Source organism: Mycobacterium scrofulaceum (assembly GCF_002086735.1).
Classification (GTDB): Bacteria; Actinomycetota; Actinomycetes; order Mycobacteriales; family Mycobacteriaceae; genus Mycobacterium; species Mycobacterium scrofulaceum.
In genome coordinates this window covers 163258-179914 of the sequence record NZ_MVIJ01000002.1, presented here as the reverse complement: position 1 = coordinate 179914, position 16657 = coordinate 163258, and the positions used below count along the sequence as shown (strand labels likewise).

Genomic DNA, 16657 nt, shown 5'->3' with positions numbered 1-16657 from the left:
AGTATCCCCGCCGGGCCAAAAGTCGTCGCCCGAAACGTGATAGGGACTTCCGTCCCTACCGCGGAACCGGCTCGCATGGTCGGATCGGAGGCGTCCGTTTCAGCAACAGACATCTCAGGAGAAAGACCATGACCACCACCGTGCCCGCGACGCAGAAGTCGCACATGCTGTTCCCCGAGTTCTCGGACTTCTTCTCGGGGTTCCCGTCGTTCGCCGGAATCCGTTCGATGTTCGACACCCGGCTCATGCGGCTGGAAGACGAGATGGTTGACGGCCGCTACGAGGTGCGCGCCGAGATTCCCGGCATCGACCCGGCCAAGGACGTCGATGTCACCATCCGCGACGGTCAGCTCACGATCAAGGCCGAGCGCAGCGAGAAGAAAGAATTCGACGGCCGTTCGGAATTCTCCTACGGCTCGTTCGTGCGCACCGTGTCGCTGCCGTCGGGCGCGAACGAGGACGACATCAAGGCCACGTACGACAAGGGCATTTTGACTGTGTCCGTGCCGGTTTCGCAGCCCGTACCCGAGGAGAAGCACGTCAAGGTCGCCGCCAAGTAGTCGGCCGAAGCACGGGCCCGGGCAGCGTGGCCCGGGCCCGCACGGCCGAATCCGGTGATGACTTTGGACCCGATCCGCAATCTGCGCGTGACGGAATGGGGGCGCCGTCTGACGTAACTTGGCTGGTGCCGGTTGCGGCTGAACAAGGGAGTATGACGGCCATGGGTGGTACCCCACCGTTGTTGTTGACCGACTCTGACGTGGACGCACTGGCGTGGGAATTCCTGCAGTCGCGCTATCTCGGCCCGATCTATGCCGACTGGTCGCCCGATCGACGCCTCGACACGTTCCTTCGGCGCCGCGGCCTGGCGCGCGTCGCCGACGACGGCGACCTGGCCAACATCGTCCTGGAACGCATCCTGGGCCATGTGGGCCGCGCTTCGCGGCCGGCCCGGCGTTAGCCGGCCCGCCGGAGGCAGACCGGTCCCACCGCTTCGGGACCAACGGCACTATCGGCCCTCGCGCCGCGCGACGGATAGTGATCCCGATCAGTGCGAAGCGGAGATGAGCGGGGCATGGAACAGCTAACCACCCTGGAAGCGAGTTTCCTGGAGGCCGAGGACGCCGACCGGCACGTGAGTATGGCGATCGGCACGTTGGCCGTGATCGACGGGCCGGTGCCGGACCCGCAGGAACTGGCCGCGACGCTGTCCGAACGCATTCGCGACGTGCCCCGGTTCACCCAGCTCGTGCGCAAGCATGCCTTCGATTTGGCGGCGCCGGGATGGATCGAGGACACCAATTTCGACATCGGCCATCACGTGCGCATGGTGGCTTTGCCTCCCCCGGGCGACGATTCGGCGTTGTTCCGCTTGATCGCCGATCTCATGGAACGCCGGCTGGACCGCGATCATCCGCTGTGGGAGTGCTGGGTCATCGAGGGCCTGCCGGTTGGGCGGTGGGCCATGCTGGTGAAGATTCACCACTGCCTGGCCGACGGGATCGCCATCGTGCGGATGATCACCCGCCTTGCGGACCCGGGCACCGGCGAAACGTACGCCGGCGACATCCGCGCCGCCAGGGAACCGGCCCCGTCCATCGTCTCGTCGGCGGGGCTCAGTCGTGACCCGCGGACGTGGGCCCGCGGCGTGTGGCGCGCGTCGGTGGCCACCACCACTACCGCCGCGCACACCGCCATGGGGGCAACCGAATTCATCGCCGGCCTGCTCGCGCCGGCGGGAGGGACGTCGCTGCGCGGACCGGTCAGCACCATGCGCCGCTACAGCGCGGCGCGGGTGTCGATGAAAGACGTCGAGACAGTCTGCCAGACCTTTGGCGTGACGCTCAACGATGTCGCGCTGGCCGCGATAACGGACAGTTTCCGGACCGTGCTGCTGCGCCGCGGGGAGAAACTCCGGCGCAACTCCCTGCGCACCATGATCCCGGTGTCGGTTCGTTCGCCAAACACCATGGACCGCACCGACATCCGGGTCTCGGCGATGCTTTCTTCGCTGCCGGTCGAAGAACGCGATCCGGTCAGGAGACTGAAGTCGGTGCACGCGCGGCTCGGCAGGCTCAAGGCCAGCGGTGAGCGGCAAGCCGCGAAAGCCTTTGTCACGCTGACCAATTACCTGCCGTTCGCCGTGAACGCGTGGACGGTGCGGGCGCTGACCCGGCTCCCGCAGCGCAGCGTCGTCACGCTGGCCACCAACGTGCCCGGTCCGCGCCAGCGGCTCCAGGTCCTGGGGCGTCCGGTCGAGCAGTTGCTGCCGATCCCGCCGATCGCACTGCAGCTGCGCACGGTGATCAGCATGCTCAGCTACGTCGACGACCTGGCGATCGGCATCACCGCCGACTACGAAGCCGCACCGGACGTCGACGAGCTGGCCCGCGGCATCGAACTCGGCGTCGCGCGCTTGGTGACCCGCGCCCTGTCGCGAAAGCCTCTGCAGCCCCGACAAAGCCGTCGGGCCGCCCGGATCGCGAACTAGGCCACGGGCTGACGCGACCCCGCGCCGGCCGGCTCACCGGCGTTGCTCGGAAGGCAGGTAACGTTTCTCCACCGCCCGCACCAGTTGCTGGCGGATGCGCTCCACGTCGGCGGCGCGGCGGGCCTCGAGGTCGTCCTCCCAGGCCGCCACCCGCGCCGCGAGCTCCTTGTCGGCGATGGTGCCTTCCAGCCAGTGGGAGAAGTCGCCTCGTTCGAGATGGTATTCGAGCGCCTGTTGGTCGAGCCGCCGCAGCGCGACGGTGAAGTCGTGCATCGTCGCGGCGGGGGCGATCGGCAGGCCGTCGGTGGTGTGGAAGTAGAACCGCCGCTCCGCGGGGAGGCGGATATCGGCGTATTTGTGGCGGTGCCGCACGTGCTTGGTGTGGCGTTCGCCGATCGTGAATTCGCGCGGCGGCCCCGAGCCGAATCGGACGGTGGCGCAACGCCGCGACCCCAGATCCGTCGCGGTGTCGGGCCTCGTCAGCGCCAGCACCACGTCGCTGCTGTCGAGCTCGTGGGCGGGCAACGACGCCGGGACGAACGAGCACAACACATAACCGCCGCGGCGGGCCCAGTGCGCCTCCTCCCCGTTGCCGAGGAGATGGGCCTCGTCGTAGATGACCCAGTGCGGAAATCCGTACTGTTCGCGGTGCGCCTCGGCGGTCGACCGCAGCCGGCGCACGTAGTCGGTCTTGCTCGGCTCGGCCAGGCCCGACAGGTCCACCACCAGGCCGGAGTTCGGGCGCAGCGCGTCGACCAGCTCGGCCGGTTCCGGCAGGTGGTGACCACCGTCGACGACCTGCACGTGGCTGAGTTGCTGCAGCTGCAGGTGATCGCCTTCGGGGTCGATGACCAGCACGCAGTAGCCGGCCGAGAGCCATCGCTCCGCCATCAGGCCGACGAGGTAACTCTTTCCCGACGCGGCGGGCCCGGTCACCAGGATGCGCGCCTGGCTCCCCGGCAACCGGGTGGGGGTCCCGTCGTCGAATGCGCCGATCTCGAGCCAGTGGCGCGGGGGGCACAAGCGTTCCGCGCCAGACAGATACGGGCCGGCCAGCAACCCGGCGACGCCCGCGCCCCCCGGAGCGCCCAAAACCACGTCGGCGAAGCGCCGCAACGACGGGACCGCGTCAGCCACCGCGGCGCCGACCTCGGCGACGGCCAGCAACGACAGGTCGTTCTCCGCGTCGCCCACCGCCACGGTGTTGTGCGGGGACAGATTCATCATCTCCAACAGCGCGGTCAGCCCGGTTCCCTTGGTGATCCCCGCCGGCAGCACCATCAGGGCGGCCCGGTTGCGGATCAGCTGGTAGTCCATTCCCAGTTCGGCGATGACTTCGACGACGGCCGCCAGGTGCTCACCGGCGACGGCCACCAGCACCTCGCCCCTCCGGTACGGTATCCCCCGCTCGTCCAGCGCCCGGTCGAGATCGGGATCGACCGGCGGCGCCAGCGCGTGCGCCTGGCCGCCGAACACGACGACGGCGCCGTTCTCCAGCACCAGCGCGTCGACGTGGTCGGCCAATTGCGGGAATTCCGCGCGCAATTCGGCGCCGATGCGGCCGGTGGCCACCACGATCGCCAGGCCGTCGCTTCTCGACTGGTCGACGGCTTGCAGGGTCGCCGGGTCCAGGTTGGCGCTCGAGGTGAGGGTGCCGTCGAAGTCGACTGCGACCACCTTGAAAAATGCCACAGCCTTGCCACCTGTATCCGCCGAAATCGAGGTCCGAACCGCTCGCGGGACGCCCGGTCCACCGGCGTCCGATGCCCAACCTATGGGCCCGAGCGCGCCGTCCTCTAGGGCCGTTCGTCCTCGTTCGGCGCGTGGCCCTGGCGAACCGCGTGCCGCGGTCAGCCGGCGCCGAGCGCGCGCTCCAGCTCGGCCAGGCACTCCTCGGTCATCGGGATGAACGTCTCGATGTCGGGCACCACCTCTCGGCCCGCGGCGTAGCCGAACCCGATCCGGTCGGCGTACGAGCACGTCGTGATGTTGAGCGCGTGACCGTCGTACACCGTCGACACCGGATACATCGCCTCGATACGGGCGCCGTTCCAATACATTTCGGTCGCCGGGCCGCGCACGTGTGAAATCGGCAGGTTGTAACCGGTGCGGATCTTCGGGGTGAACGGCAGCAGTGGGCCGATTGCCGTCGCGGCGATGCTCCCGGCGTTGGTCAGCAGCGACGCCGCCGCTCCCCGCTTGGCCACCCAGTGCTTCCCCTCCGACATCGACCGATGGATCGCGTCCAGCCGGGCCAGCGGATCGTCCAGGTCGGTGCCCAGCGGGCACATCCACAGGCCGAACCTGTTGCCATGCCGGTCGTTCGGCGTGTCGTGGTCGGGGTCGCGCACCGTGATGGGGCAGGCGGCCACCAGTGGGCGTTTGGGCAGTTCGCCGCGGTCGCACAGCCAGCGCCGCACCACACCGGCCGCCATCGCGGTGAGCACCTCGTTGCCGGTCACGCCGGCCACCCGCCGCACCGCCTGGATGCGATCCTTCGCCCAGCTGCCCGCGGCGACCGCACGCTCGGGGCCCAGGCGGCCGTTGAACCGGGTGTAGGGCGCCCCGAGGGGCAGCACGGTGGTGTGCCCAACCAAAGTGTCCAGCACCGTAGCGATTTCGCCGGTGGCCACCCGCCCGACCAGCCCCACGCCCGACGCCGCCGCGCCGGTCAGCGATCGCAACGGTGCGATGAGACGGGACACCAGCCCGCCCGGGGCCGGCGGCGCGGCCTGCGGGCGGCAGTCCGCGTAAAACGGTGGCATCGAACGGCGATCGGGATCGCTGCTCAGCGCGTCGGTGATCATCTGGAAACCCGCCACCCCGTCGGTCACGGTGTGATGCACCTTGATGTAGAAGGCGAAGCGGCCCCCGTCGAGGCCGTCGATCAGATACGACATCCACATCGGCCGGCTCCAGTCCAGGCGCAAAGCGTCCAGCTCGCCGATCAGCCGCCAGAACCCGTCCCCGATCACCGTCCGGCGCTGGCAATGCCGGCTCACGTCAACGGAATCCGCGTGCCGCCACACCCACAGCCCGCCGGTGTCCACGCCGCGGTGCGGGTACCGGCGCAGCCGTGGATCGATCGAGTCGTTCCCGGCGAGCGTCGCCCGGTGCAATTCGTCGACGTAGTCCGGCCCGGCACCGGCGGGGGGCGACAGGATCAGCACGGCGCCGACGTGCATCGGGTTGGACACCGCCTCCGCGGTCATCATCGCCGCGTCCAACGGATCCAGCGGGTTCACCTTCGGCCGCCGCGGCTAGGCGGGGAGGTCGCGCTGCGTCGCGGCCCCGTTCAACAGGCCCGACTGCTGCAACGCCGCCTCGACGAACCGCTGTACCGGTCGCGCACGGAAGAAGCCGGTATGTCCGCCGCGGTACCAGACGATTTCGGGCCTGCCCCAGTGCTCCCACAGGCGGACCACCTGCTCGCGCGGATGCACCACCTGGTCGGCGACGCCGGCGTAGATGAAGCGGCCGCGCAGGGGCACCAGCGGGGCAAGCGACAGCGGCGACGTCATCCGCCCGATGGGCTCCGCCAGTTCGATCGTCTGACGGCGCGGATCGTCGGCGGCGAGGCCGGAGTGCCGGCTCAGCAACCCGACCAGGTCCGCGACGGGAACACCGAGGATCGCACAGGTCAGGCCCGGTTCGAGGCTGGCGAGAAGTGCGGTGATGTAGCCGCCCAGCGACAGCCCGTTCAGCCCGATCTGCGATTCCGGCTCTTCCCGGCGTATCCAGGACAACAGCCGCCGGATGTCCCACACCGCCTGCGCCGTCGCGTGCACGTCGTCGAGGATGTCCTCCCCGGGGAACACCGCGCCCTTCGGCAGGGCCCGGGCCCGCGGGCCGTGCATCGGGAGCACCGGCATGACAACGTTCAGCCCCAGGTCTTCGTGCAATCGCCAGGACCGGAACAATGCGAGATCCAAAGCGGCGCGGCCCATTTCAGTGCCGTGAATGCAGACCAGCCAGGGCCGCGGTTGCGGGTGGCGCAGTAACAGGGCGTACTCGCGGTTGTTCGCGGTGTAGCTCGTCCACCGCTGGGCGCCGGGTTCACCCGGCCGGGGCAGGTATCCGCTGTCGAAAGACATCCGGTAGAAGGTCCGCCTGCCCTTCGTGACCTGCCGCATCGTGACGTCCTTGAGCGGAGGCGGGGGGCGGAAAAATCTCTTCGGATGGTCGAGCCAGCCGCGGTCGCCGTAGAACTTCAGCCCCGCGACCACCTCGCCCGTGATGCGCTCGAAGTCCTCCGGCCGGCTGATCGGGCGCCGCGCCTTCAGGCCCATCAGGACGACCTCGTCGCGAAACGCCTGTGCCGCCAGGGCGAGGGTGGGCCGGGCGATCGGAAGCTCGTCGGGCGCCTGCCCGAGGTAATCGCGCCACGACTCGGCGAGGTACCGGCCGGTGCTGGTGAACGGCTTGACGGCGCTGCTCAAGCCGACGCCTCCGGGCGGGCTCAAGGGCAATACACCCGGGCGCCGGGAACCGCCGTCGTTGGTCGATACCGCCATGGGGGCAAACTAGCAGGCGCCCAAATCGGCGTGTTAGGGACTTACGGCCCGGCAGCGGCCGCGAAAGTCCTTGGCCGGCAAGCCGACGGCAGCGCGGCACCCCGGGCCCAATGACCGGGCCCGAAGGGTCTTTCGTCACTCGCGCCTGCGCCCGGCCAGTCGTAACGTCGGAGCGGCCACAGGCATCTCCGACGCCCCCTTGTCGATTAGGAGTGGGATCATGAGCGAGGCACCGCAAAAGTCCGAGCCGCGCTGGGCCGAACTCTCCGACGACGTGCTCGAATCGGTCGAGACCGGCCGCAAGCACGCGATCGAGGCGGTCCGCAAGTTCGTCGACCAGATCAGCCCGGTGCTCCCCGAGCAGTCACGACGCAAGACCGTCGTGGACGCCGCCCTGGACCTGGCCGACGAACTGGTCACCGCGCGCATCGAATTCTTCCGCAGCGTGGTGCGCAGCGCCGGCCAGGCGGTCGGCAAGCACGACGAATAGTCCGGACCGTCGGATCATTCGACGTCCGGCTCCCCCGAGAGGATCAGGACGGCGTCGCGGACGGCGTGTCGCAGTTCGACCGCCGCGGCCCAGTTGTCGCCCGCGGGCGCGATCGGCTGACCGACCGTGATGTCGATGGCTCCGTGCCGCGGGAAATGGTGCTCGGGACGAAGGATGGTCCGGGTCCCGCGAATCCCCACCGGGGTCACCGGCACGCCGGTTCGGGCGGCCACCACGAACGCGCCCATGTGGAACGGCCGCAACCCCGGGGCGCGGGCCAGGCGACCTTCGGGAAAGATCACGAATGACTGACCGGCACGCACCAGGCCGGTCAGGCGGTCGGTGTCCGCCACGCCGTGTTCACGTTCGTGCCGTTCGACGAACTGGTGGCCCAGCCGCCTGAGCACGAACCCGTTCACGCCCTGGTGCTCAAGGACTTCGGCGGCCACGAAGCGGAACGATTGCGGCATCACCGCCGCCAGCGCCAACGGATCGATCCAGCTGGGATGGTTGACCACCGCGATCGACGTGCCCGACGGGAGGCCGTCGAGGCCGTGCACGCTGATCGGTGTCCCCGTGAGGCGAGCCAGCAGCCGGACCGCCGCGCGGGCCACCCGCCGGCGCCAGTCCGCCCGCGGTAGCAGCAGCAGCAACAGGGCGACGTGCATGCCGAGGACGGTGTACACCGCCCAGGCGTATCCGGCGAAGGCCACGTCGCCCGCCGCCCGACGCGCGCGGCGCAGCGACGGCGCTGCCCCACGGAGGCGGAGCCGTACCAGTTCCCACCACACCGCGCGCGGTCGCGCGCCGATCCTGCCGGCCTGATACAGCGCCCGGCTGGCGGCCCGCCTGATCTTGCCGCTGGACGTCTTGAGCACCGTGCGCGGCGGCGCCAGCACTACCTCGTCGGGCGCAACGCCGAGCAGATCGACTGTAGCGGAGGCGATTTCGGAGCGCAGCGCGGCTCGGGCGTCGTCCCTGACCGCTCGGGTCTCGGCCATCACCACGAGCCGTTCCGGCCCGCCGGAGGGATCGGGAGAGGCGAACACCGCCACACACCCCTTGCGGACGCCCTGGATGTTGCCCACCGCCTCTTCGAGTTCCGCGGGGTGCAGGTTGCGTCCGGCCCGGATGATCATGTCCTTGATCCGGCCGGTCACGTAGAGGTCGGCCTCGACCGTGTATCCGAGGTCGCCCGTGTCGAGCCAGTCGCCGTGGAACAGCGCGCGGGTGGCCGCCGGGTTGTTGAAGTAGCCCGCGGTCGCCGACGGACCGCGGAACTCGACGCGACCCTCACGGCGATCCCCCAATTCGTTGCCGGCCGCGTCGACGATCCGGATCTCGTGCCCCGGCAACGGCCGGCCGCAGGCGACGAATCGCAGGTCCCGCTCCCCCGGCCTGGCGGGCTCGGCCCGGCCGGACCGGGCGAATGCGTCTCGGCGGATTCGGTCGATCAGCGGACCGCGGCCCAACGGTGGGAAGGCCAGACCCACCGACGACTCGGCCAGCCCGTAGACCGGCGTCATCGCCTCGCGGCGAAACCCGTAGGGGGCGAAGCGATCACCGAATCGTTCTATGGTCGAGGCGCTCACCGGCTCGGCGCCGTTGTAGGCCAGGCGCCAGCAACTGAGGTCGAGCCCCTCGATCTCGTCGTCGCGGATCTTCGACAGGCAGAGCTCGTAGGCGAAGTTCGGGCCGGCCGACATGCTGGCCCGGTTGTCGTGAATCGCCCACAACCAGCGCGACGGGCGCATCAGGAACGCCTGCGGGCTCATCACCACCAGGGGCACGCCGAAATACATGCAACCCAACCACGCACCGATCAGACCCATGTCGTGGTACAGCGGCAGCCAACTGACGAACGTGTCCGAGCCGGTGGCCGCCGCGGCCCCGCCCATCGCCCGGATGTTGGCGAGCAGGTTGCGGTGCGTGAGCGCGACGCCTTTGGGCTGCCCGGTGCTGCCCGAGGTGTACTGCACCAGCGCGAGGTCCCCGGCCTGGGGCCGGGGAAGCGATGTGGTGCCGTGTTCGACTGCGCGCGTGAGTGTTTCGGTAACCACGACATGACGCAGGGTTTCCACGTTCGAGCGCAGCAGGTGACCGAGGGTGACGGCCTCCGGCACGGTGACGAGCATCGTGGCGCGCGCGTTGGCGAGGATGCCGGCGGTGCGGCGCAGGTGGTCGGCCAGCTGGGACGGCCGCGACGGCGGGTAGACCGGGACCGGCACCGCGCCCGCGAGGACCACACCGGCGAACGTCACGAAATACGCCCGGCAGGTGGGCAACATGATCGCGACCGCCTCGCCCGGCATGACGTCGTGCGCGATCAACCCGGACGCGACGGCGGCCGCCTCCCGGTGCAGGGCCGCATAGGTCATGTCGGCGTCGCCCGCATCGTCGAGGATGCGGATATGGGTGCGGTCGGCGCTCGCGCCGACGTGCCAGTTGAGAACGTCGTTGAGGGTCGGCGCGGACTCCGGCTCCGCGGCGGGTGATGCGGTGGCCGGCGGTGGGACGGCGCCACGGTCCGCCCGCACCGCGGGACGGCTCAGAACCAGGGCCGGGTTGAGCGCGGCCACCAGGTCACGCGGCGTCTCCGCGCTGGCCAGGATGTGCGGCGGGAGCGTCACCCCGAATTTGTCCTGGACGCGCAGTAGCAGTTCGGCCAGCTCCAGGCTGCCGATTCCCAGGGTGTCGAACGAGCTGTCAAGCGTGACGCGGGGCGGCGCGGCCCGGGCATGAACCTCCGCCACCAGACCGCGCACCAGCGCGAGGACCGCAGGGGCGCAATCTTGGGTCGCCATCGTTCATCCAGCGCACCGGCCAGCCACCGCGCGGGCGCGGCCGGCGGGCCTCACAGCGCAGACGGTGAGCGACTCCACGGGGCGGCTCCTTGAACTGGCGAACACGTCCCATGCTGCGGGCGCATCCGCGCCTCCGGGAAGGGCGCAAAGCCATCGAATCGCGGGGCATTCGTCACTTGCGACCGCTAGTCGAAGGCCTGGATCACCTGACGGGCCACATCCCGGATCTGCTGATAGACGGCGCGATCGAGGGGGAGATCACGAAAGCGCGGTATCTCGCCCGTCGTGGTGACCACACCCGGTTCCTCGTGCGCCCAGCGCGCGTTCACCTTGTCGCCCAGCGCCCGGGCGGGTGGATTGTCGGACAGCACCCGGGCATGAAAACGCTTGATGCCGTCCACGCGCGCCGCGACGGCCAGCGCACCGAGCAGCAGCGTCCCGATCCCGCGACCCTGGTAGCCGTCCGCCACGGTGAGCGCGACCTCGGCCGACGCGGGGTCGTCCTGGTCGCGGACGAAGCGGGCATCCGCGACGACCGGCCCCGCCACGCCGTCGGTGACGACCCAGACGAAGTGGTCGACGTAGTCGACCTCGAAAAGATAGGCCAGGCGCGCATCGGTCGGGGCGCCACCCTGGTACCGCCGGTACAGGGTCTCCCGGGAGAAGGAACCGCTGGTCTTGAACCGCTCCGCGTCGCCCGGCAGGACGGGGCGCAACGAGAGCGGCGCGCCGTCCCTGGTCGACACCGGAATGGGGGCGATGAAGGCGGCCAATCGCTGCCGCGCGGTGCGCAGCATCCGGTCGGCGAGGACCGGCATCGCCAGCATGCAGTCGAAGGCGGCGCCGTATCCGATGTAACCCCGCACGTCCTCGCGCGCGGTCACCGTCGCCGTTCGGGGCGCGTGCCGCAGCAACGCGATCTCGCCGACGATCGTCGCCGACGACAGCTCGGTGGTCGTGACTTTGCCTTTCGGCCCGACGTGTCTCACCTCGAGCCGGCCGGACGCGATGATCGCGAACGACTCCGCTCGCTCGCCCTGCCGCATCAGCACCTCACCGGCGACCGCATGCAGGGGCTCCAACAGCCCGGCCAGGCCGGTGAGGTCCTCCGCCGCAACGCCGGAGAAAACGGGCAGCGCCGCCAGCTCGTCGGCGCTGACAGCCCTCACGTCTGCCCACCTCTCCACCCGAGGCCGCGGCCCGAATCACGCCCCGATTGCGAATCCGTTGCTAAATCGGTCATCTCGCCGATTTGGCGATCCGGCGCCCTTGAAACGAGTAACGTGGCGATGCACCATCTCCCGATGTACGGTACGCGACCAGCGCCGTCCTGGCGGGAGAAGTAGGTAGGTGACCGCAGTGACATAAGACCCTGCCGGACTGGGACCTCGGCAGGCTGGAAGCGAGACCAAAGCCTTTGGGCGATCGTGCTCTTGGCCTCTACGGCCGGACCCTCGGGTCTGGTCGGATGGACCGTTGAGGCTAGCGGGGAGGGAACATGAAGACAGCGAAGTGGCGGCAGCACTGGTCGCAGCGCAGGCCGCCGGCCACGATCTATCAGCTCACCGACCGCCTGCACGAGGGACATGTCGCGCGCGTACCCGCCCATCAGATCCCCGCGACCGTGTCGGCCTGGCTGGCCGAGCTGGGCGCCCACAGCCCGCTGGTCGACGACCTCGAGCGCGCGGTCCGCGGCGGCGATTGGTCCGCCGCGCACGCCCTCGGTGAATGCCTGTCCATCGAGATAGCCCTGGCCGACTGACGCCCGTCCGGGGACGTTTGCCGATCCCCACATGACTTTCGTCTCTACCGCGTAACCCCCGCGCCTTCGCAGGATCGAACGGTACCTACCGGATCGACCACGTCCCGGTATCCGTTCGGCAGCAATGGATCGCGTCATGAAAGCACCGTTGGCCTCAATGGAGAGGCCCGACTTCCGCAAGATCGAGAACCGCGCGCCATCCGTGGCACAGATGTTCGTCAATCGCGTCGCCGCCACCCCCCACGCGGAGGCCTTCCGGTACCCGCTCGACCACACCTGGGCGAGCGTGACCTGGCAGCAGGTCGGCGAACGCGTCACCAACCTCGCCGCGGGGCTGATCGCGCTGGGCATCGGGCCCGAGGACCGCGTCGCGCTCGCCTCCGCGACACGGTACGAGTGGGTGCTCGCCGATTTCGCGATCATGTGCGCCGGCGGCGCGACCACCACGGTGTATCCGACGACGAACGCGACCGATGTCGCCTACATCGTCGCCAATTCCGGGAGCCGCGTCGTGATCGCCGAAAACCAGACCCAGCTGGACAAGCTGCTCGAGCACCGGGCCGAACTGCCCGACGTGAGCAAGGTCGTCCTCATCGACGGCAACGGCGACGGCGACTGGGTGATCTCGCTGGCCGATCTGGACCTGCTGGGCAAGCAACTGCTCGCGGACACGCCCGACGCCGTCGACGAGCGGGTCGCGGCCGTCGGCCCGGAACAGCTGGCCAGCCTCATCTACACCTCCGGAACCACCGGCCGGCCCAAGGGCGTGCGCCTGACGCACGGGGCGTGGACGTACACCGCCGCCGCCATCGATTCGCTGGACATCCTCGGTCCCGACGACCTCAACTTCCTCTGGCTGCCCCTGGCGCACGCGTTCGGCAAGGTGATGCTGGCGTTGCCCTTGCAGATCGGCTTCCCCACCGCCATCGACGGCCGCGTCGAGCGGATCATCGACAACCTCGCGGCCCTGCGGCCGACCATCATGGGCGCGGCGCCGCGCATCTTCGAGAAGGCCCACGCCCGGATCCAGGACATGGCCGCCGATCGCGGCAAGGTCACCAAGATGGTCTTCGACTGGGCCATCGGGGTCGGCACGAAGGTGTCAGAGGCCCGGCAGGCCGGGAAGAAGCCCTCGTTGGCGTCGTCGCTGGCCTACAAGGTCGCCGACCGGCTGGTGTTCACCACGATCCGGGAGCGTTTCGGCGGCCGCCTGCGCTTCTTCGTCTCCGCCGCCGCCGCGCTGGACCGCGATGTCGCGCAGTGGTTCGACGCCGTCGGGATCATCGTGCTCGAGGGCTACGGGTTGACCGAAACCGCGGCGGCATCATTTATCAACCGCCCCAACGCTTATCGATTCGGGACCGTCGGCTGGCCGTTCCCCGCCACCGACGTGCGGATCGCCGAAGACGGTGAGGTCCTGCTCAAGGGGCCCGGTGTGATGACCGCCTACCACGACCTGCCGGACGCCACCGCCGAGGCGCTGGACGGGGACGGATGGTTCCATACCGGCGACATCGGGGAGATCGACGCCGACGGGTTCCTGCGAATCACCGACCGCAAGAAGGACATGTTCAAGACGTCGCAGGGCAAGTACGTGGCGCCGTCGGCGATCGACGCGCGCTTCAAAGGTGCCTGCCCGTACGTGAGCGAGATCGTGGTCTACGGGGAGGGCAAGCCATACTGTGTCGCCCTGATCAGCCTGGACACCGAGGCGATCACCGACTGGGCCAACAAGAACGGCCTGGCGGGCAAGTCCTTCGCCGACATCGCGCACGACGACAAGACACAGGAGCTGATCGCCGGATACATCGACGCGCTGAACGCCGAGCTGAACCGCTGGGAGCAGATCAAGAGGTTCGCGATCGCCGACCGCGAATTCACGGTGGAGTCGGGCGATCTGACGCCGAGCATGAAACTCAAGCGCAAGGTGGTCATCGACAAATTCGCCGATCGCCTCGAGGCCCTCTACGCGCAATGACGGCCCGCGCCTTTCACCCGGGACCTAAGACCCGCATCTCGGGGCTAACGACTCTCGTGGAGCCGCGGCCGTCGTTCCTACGGTTGGCGCATAGCCGCAATGGCAGCAGTGGAGAGGGATGACATGCAAACAGATCGCCTCAGATGGCTGGTCAAAGCGAAAGGCCCGTTCGCCTCGGTGTATTTCGACGACTCGCACGACACCCTGGACGCCGCCGAGCAGCTCGACGCCAAGTGGCACGGTATCCGCCAGCAGCTGCACGACATGGGCGCGGGTGCGGACATCGTCGACATGGTGGAGCAGGCTGTGCTGCACCATCGGCCGACCGTCGGGCGGCGCGGCCGCGCGGTGATCGCGACGGCCGAGCAGGTACTGATCAACGAGAAGCTGCTCAGCCCGCCGCCGGCCACCGTGATCCGGTTGTCCGACTACCCATACCTCGTTCCGTTGATCGACGCCGAAATGCGGCGTCCCACCTACGTGTTCGCCGCGATCGATCGCGCCGGGGCCGACATCAGCCTGCATCGCGGGGGCACGGTCAGCTCCGAAACCGTTGACGGCGGCGGCTATCCGGTGCACAAACCGGTCACCGCCGGCTGGAACGGTTACGGCGACCTGCAGCACACGACCGAGGAAGCCATCCGGATGAACTGCCGCGCGGTCGCCGACGAACTCACGCGCCTGGTGGACGACGCGGACCCGGAAGTGGTGTTCCTGTGTGGCGAGGTGCGTTCGCTTGCGGACCTGGCGGCCGAGCTGCCGGAGCGGGTGGCCGAGCGGGTGTCGCAGCTGCACGCCGGGACCCGGAAGAGTCATTGCGACGACGAAGAGCTGAGCGAACTGACGGGCGAGGAGTTCGCCCGTCGCCGTGGCCTCGAGATGTCCGCCCTCGCCGAACGTTTCGAGGCGGAGGTCGGCCGCGGCTCGGGGCGCGCGGCCGAAGGCCTCGCCGCCGTCTGCCGCGCACTGCGCGACGGCAACGTCGCCACGCTGATCGTCGGCGAGCTTGCCGACGCCACCGTGGTCACCGGCACGGCGCTGACCACGATCGCGCCCGACGCCGACGCGCTGTCCGAACTCGGCGAACCGGTGGGGCGGGTCGCCCGCGCCGATGAGGCGTTGCCGTTCAATGCGATCGCCGTCGGCGCCTCGTTGACCCGGGCCGGCGAGCTGATCGCGCCCGCGGACGGCGTGGGTGCGCTGCTGCGCTACGCCGCGGGCGACAGGACCCACCGTCGCGGCGCATAAGAGCGAAAAATACTGAGCCGCAAAGATTTTGAGGCGGCGGTCCCGGACAGGGGGATGCCGGGACCGCCGCGGATTCAGTTGGTCTAGCGGTGTTCAGCTGGCCGGTGTGATCAGCCCGTAGTGCCCGTCGTAGCGGTGGTACAACACGCTCCCCCGGTCCCGGGCGGTGTCGACGAAGAACATGAAGGGCAGCCCGAGCAGCCCGATCCGTTCGATGGCCTGGTCGACGGTCAGCCGCGGGGCCGGCTGCGGGCTGATGGTCAGCGGCAGCTGGAAGGGCGCCAGCTCGTCGGCGGCGGCCGGATCGACCTGTGCCAGGCGGTATTCGGCCGGGCCTTCGCGATAGATGACGCTGTCCCGCCGGGTGCCCTCCTCGGTGAAGAGGTGGAAGTCGTAGTCCAGTTGCTCCATCTCCAGCGCGGCCTCTTCGACCGTGCAGGTGGGCAGGCTGTAGGACTTGTGCCGCATGATTCGGCGTTCGCCTTCGGGCCGGGGGAAGTACTTCGGCCGGTGCGTCGGCTCCGTTTCGTGCCGCCATTCGCGGGGGCCGCGGCCGGGGACACCGCCCCGCTTGGCCTCCCAGTGTTCGGCGGCGCGTTCCAATTGCCGGCGCAACCGCGCCTCGAGACGATCGATCGCCTCCCGCGCGGTGACGCCTTCCACCTGCGCACGCACCGGTCGGCCGTTGACGTCGAGATTGGCCTGCGCGATCACCCGGCGGGCCACCGCGGGGTCGCCGTGCTCGCTCAGCCTGACGTGGGCGTGCAGCACCGGTTCGTGGCAAAGGTGGCCGAGCTCACCGATCTTGGTGCGGGCATAGTCGTCGGCGCCGGGCAGCTGGCCGTGCGTCGTCACCTGGACGTCGAGGACGGCCGGTAGGTCGGGGCGTTGTCTCATCGGTGGCTCTCGCTGTTGGTCGCGGTCGCTCAGCGGTGCAGACCCGTGACGGGTTCGTGCGTGCTGGCCCGGATGTCGGTGGATGTCGCGGCGAACAGCTGGTTCGCCAGGTCGGACAGGGCGCGCGCGATGGCGAGCTCGTCACCGATCGCGGCCACGGGCGGGTCGGCCGGGTCGAGGCGCGCCACGCCCACGCCGACGAGCGTGCTGCCCGCCCAGGACAGCCGCGCCTTGGCCCGGGTTTTCTCCTCGCGCTCTTCGACCAGCACGTCGATGTGGCACGACTTCGTGCCTTGGTCGCTCTTCGTCATCACCAGATGCGACCATTCCGGCCACGGGCCGGAGTAGGGGCGGAAGTCCCGAATCGCGGGGCCGTTCGTCGGCCGGGCCGGCGCGGGGAATCGGGTCAGCAAATGCCTCGGCGGCCGCGAAGAAAGGCGTCGAACTTAATCGACATTCTTGCTGGGCTTAAT

The 16657-nt window shown here is 69.4% G+C and carries 14 protein-coding genes; 7 read left to right on the top strand and 7 right to left on the bottom strand.

Annotated elements, in window-relative coordinates:
* The first annotated feature begins 128 nt into the window (after positions 1-128).
* From BST44_RS03000 to BST44_RS02990, 3 genes are all read left to right on the top strand, one after another.
* Positions 129-560, top strand: coding sequence for an Hsp20/alpha crystallin family protein (locus BST44_RS03000; RefSeq protein ID WP_083175021.1), 432 nt, complete (start codon positions 129-131; stop codon positions 558-560).
* A 185-nt stretch (positions 561-745) separates the two neighbouring features.
* Positions 746-961, top strand: coding sequence for a hypothetical protein (locus BST44_RS02995; RefSeq protein WP_208619718.1), 216 nt, complete (start codon positions 746-748; stop codon positions 959-961).
* A gap of 114 nt (positions 962-1075) precedes the next feature.
* On the top strand, positions 1076-2491 hold the full coding sequence (locus tag BST44_RS02990; RefSeq protein WP_083175019.1) for a WS/DGAT/MGAT family O-acyltransferase: 1416 nt from the start codon (positions 1076-1078) through the stop codon (positions 2489-2491).
* 33 nt (positions 2492-2524) lie between these two features.
* Here BST44_RS02990 and BST44_RS02985 read toward each other — a convergent pair whose 3' ends face one another.
* The 3 genes from BST44_RS02985 to BST44_RS02975 form a co-directional block, all read right to left on the bottom strand.
* Positions 2525-4183: an HAD hydrolase family protein gene (locus BST44_RS02985; RefSeq protein WP_083175018.1), complete on the bottom strand. Its 1659-nt coding sequence runs from the start codon at positions 4181-4183 to the stop codon at positions 2525-2527.
* Positions 4184-4341: 158 nt separating this feature from the next.
* Entirely contained in the window at positions 4342-5736 is a 1395-nt protein-coding gene (locus BST44_RS02980) for a wax ester/triacylglycerol synthase family O-acyltransferase (protein ID WP_083175016.1), read from the bottom strand.
* Between the two features lie 15 nt (positions 5737-5751).
* Complete coding sequence (locus tag BST44_RS02975) at positions 5752-7005, bottom strand: alpha/beta hydrolase family protein (RefSeq protein ID WP_083175015.1); 1254 nt, start codon at positions 7003-7005, stop codon at positions 5752-5754.
* A gap of 220 nt (positions 7006-7225) precedes the next feature.
* Here BST44_RS02975 and BST44_RS02970 point away from each other — a divergent pair, with 220 nt between their 5' ends.
* Positions 7226-7495 carry a hypothetical protein gene (locus BST44_RS02970; protein ID WP_007172055.1) on the top strand — a complete coding sequence of 90 codons (270 nt, stop codon included), beginning with the start codon at positions 7226-7228 and terminating at the stop codon, positions 7493-7495.
* Between the two features lie 14 nt (positions 7496-7509).
* On the opposite strand, the gene BST44_RS02965 is transcribed toward BST44_RS02970, so the two are convergent.
* Both BST44_RS02965 and pat read right to left on the bottom strand, forming a co-directional pair.
* Entirely contained in the window at positions 7510-10299 is a 2790-nt protein-coding gene (locus BST44_RS02965) for an AMP-binding protein (RefSeq protein ID WP_083175013.1), read from the bottom strand.
* Positions 10300-10484: 185 nt separating this feature from the next.
* Positions 10485-11468, bottom strand: coding sequence for an acetyltransferase Pat (gene pat, locus BST44_RS02960; RefSeq protein WP_083175012.1), 984 nt, complete (start codon positions 11466-11468; stop codon positions 10485-10487).
* A gap of 329 nt (positions 11469-11797) precedes the next feature.
* Here pat and BST44_RS02955 point away from each other — a divergent pair, with 329 nt between their 5' ends.
* The 3 genes from BST44_RS02955 to BST44_RS02945 all read left to right on the top strand — a co-directional run bounded on the left by BST44_RS02955 (position 11798) and on the right by BST44_RS02945 (position 15287).
* The gene (locus tag BST44_RS02955; protein ID WP_083175010.1) at positions 11798-12061 is read left to right on the top strand and encodes an Rv2628 protein family; all 264 of its coding nucleotides are present in this window, start codon (positions 11798-11800) and stop codon (positions 12059-12061) included.
* 136 nt (positions 12062-12197) lie between these two features.
* Positions 12198-14039 (top strand): AMP-dependent synthetase/ligase, encoded by a 1842-nt coding sequence (locus BST44_RS02950; RefSeq protein ID WP_083175106.1) that lies wholly within the window; start codon positions 12198-12200, stop codon positions 14037-14039.
* Positions 14040-14162: 123 nt separating this feature from the next.
* Positions 14163-15287 carry an Rv2629 family ribosome hibernation factor gene (locus BST44_RS02945; RefSeq protein ID WP_083175009.1) on the top strand — a complete coding sequence of 375 codons (1125 nt, stop codon included), beginning with the start codon at positions 14163-14165 and terminating at the stop codon, positions 15285-15287.
* 93 nt (positions 15288-15380) lie between these two features.
* On the opposite strand, the gene BST44_RS02940 is transcribed toward BST44_RS02945, so the two are convergent.
* Together BST44_RS02940 and BST44_RS02935 are read right to left on the bottom strand one after the other, a co-directional pair.
* On the bottom strand, positions 15381-16184 hold the full coding sequence (locus BST44_RS02940) for a ribosome hibernation promotion factor (protein WP_083175007.1): 804 nt from the start codon (positions 16182-16184) through the stop codon (positions 15381-15383).
* Between the two features lie 29 nt (positions 16185-16213).
* Positions 16214-16495, bottom strand: a complete 282-nt coding sequence (locus tag BST44_RS02935; protein ID WP_083175105.1) for a DUF1876 domain-containing protein — start codon at positions 16493-16495, stop codon at positions 16214-16216.
* Positions 16496-16657: the final 162 nt, after the last annotated feature.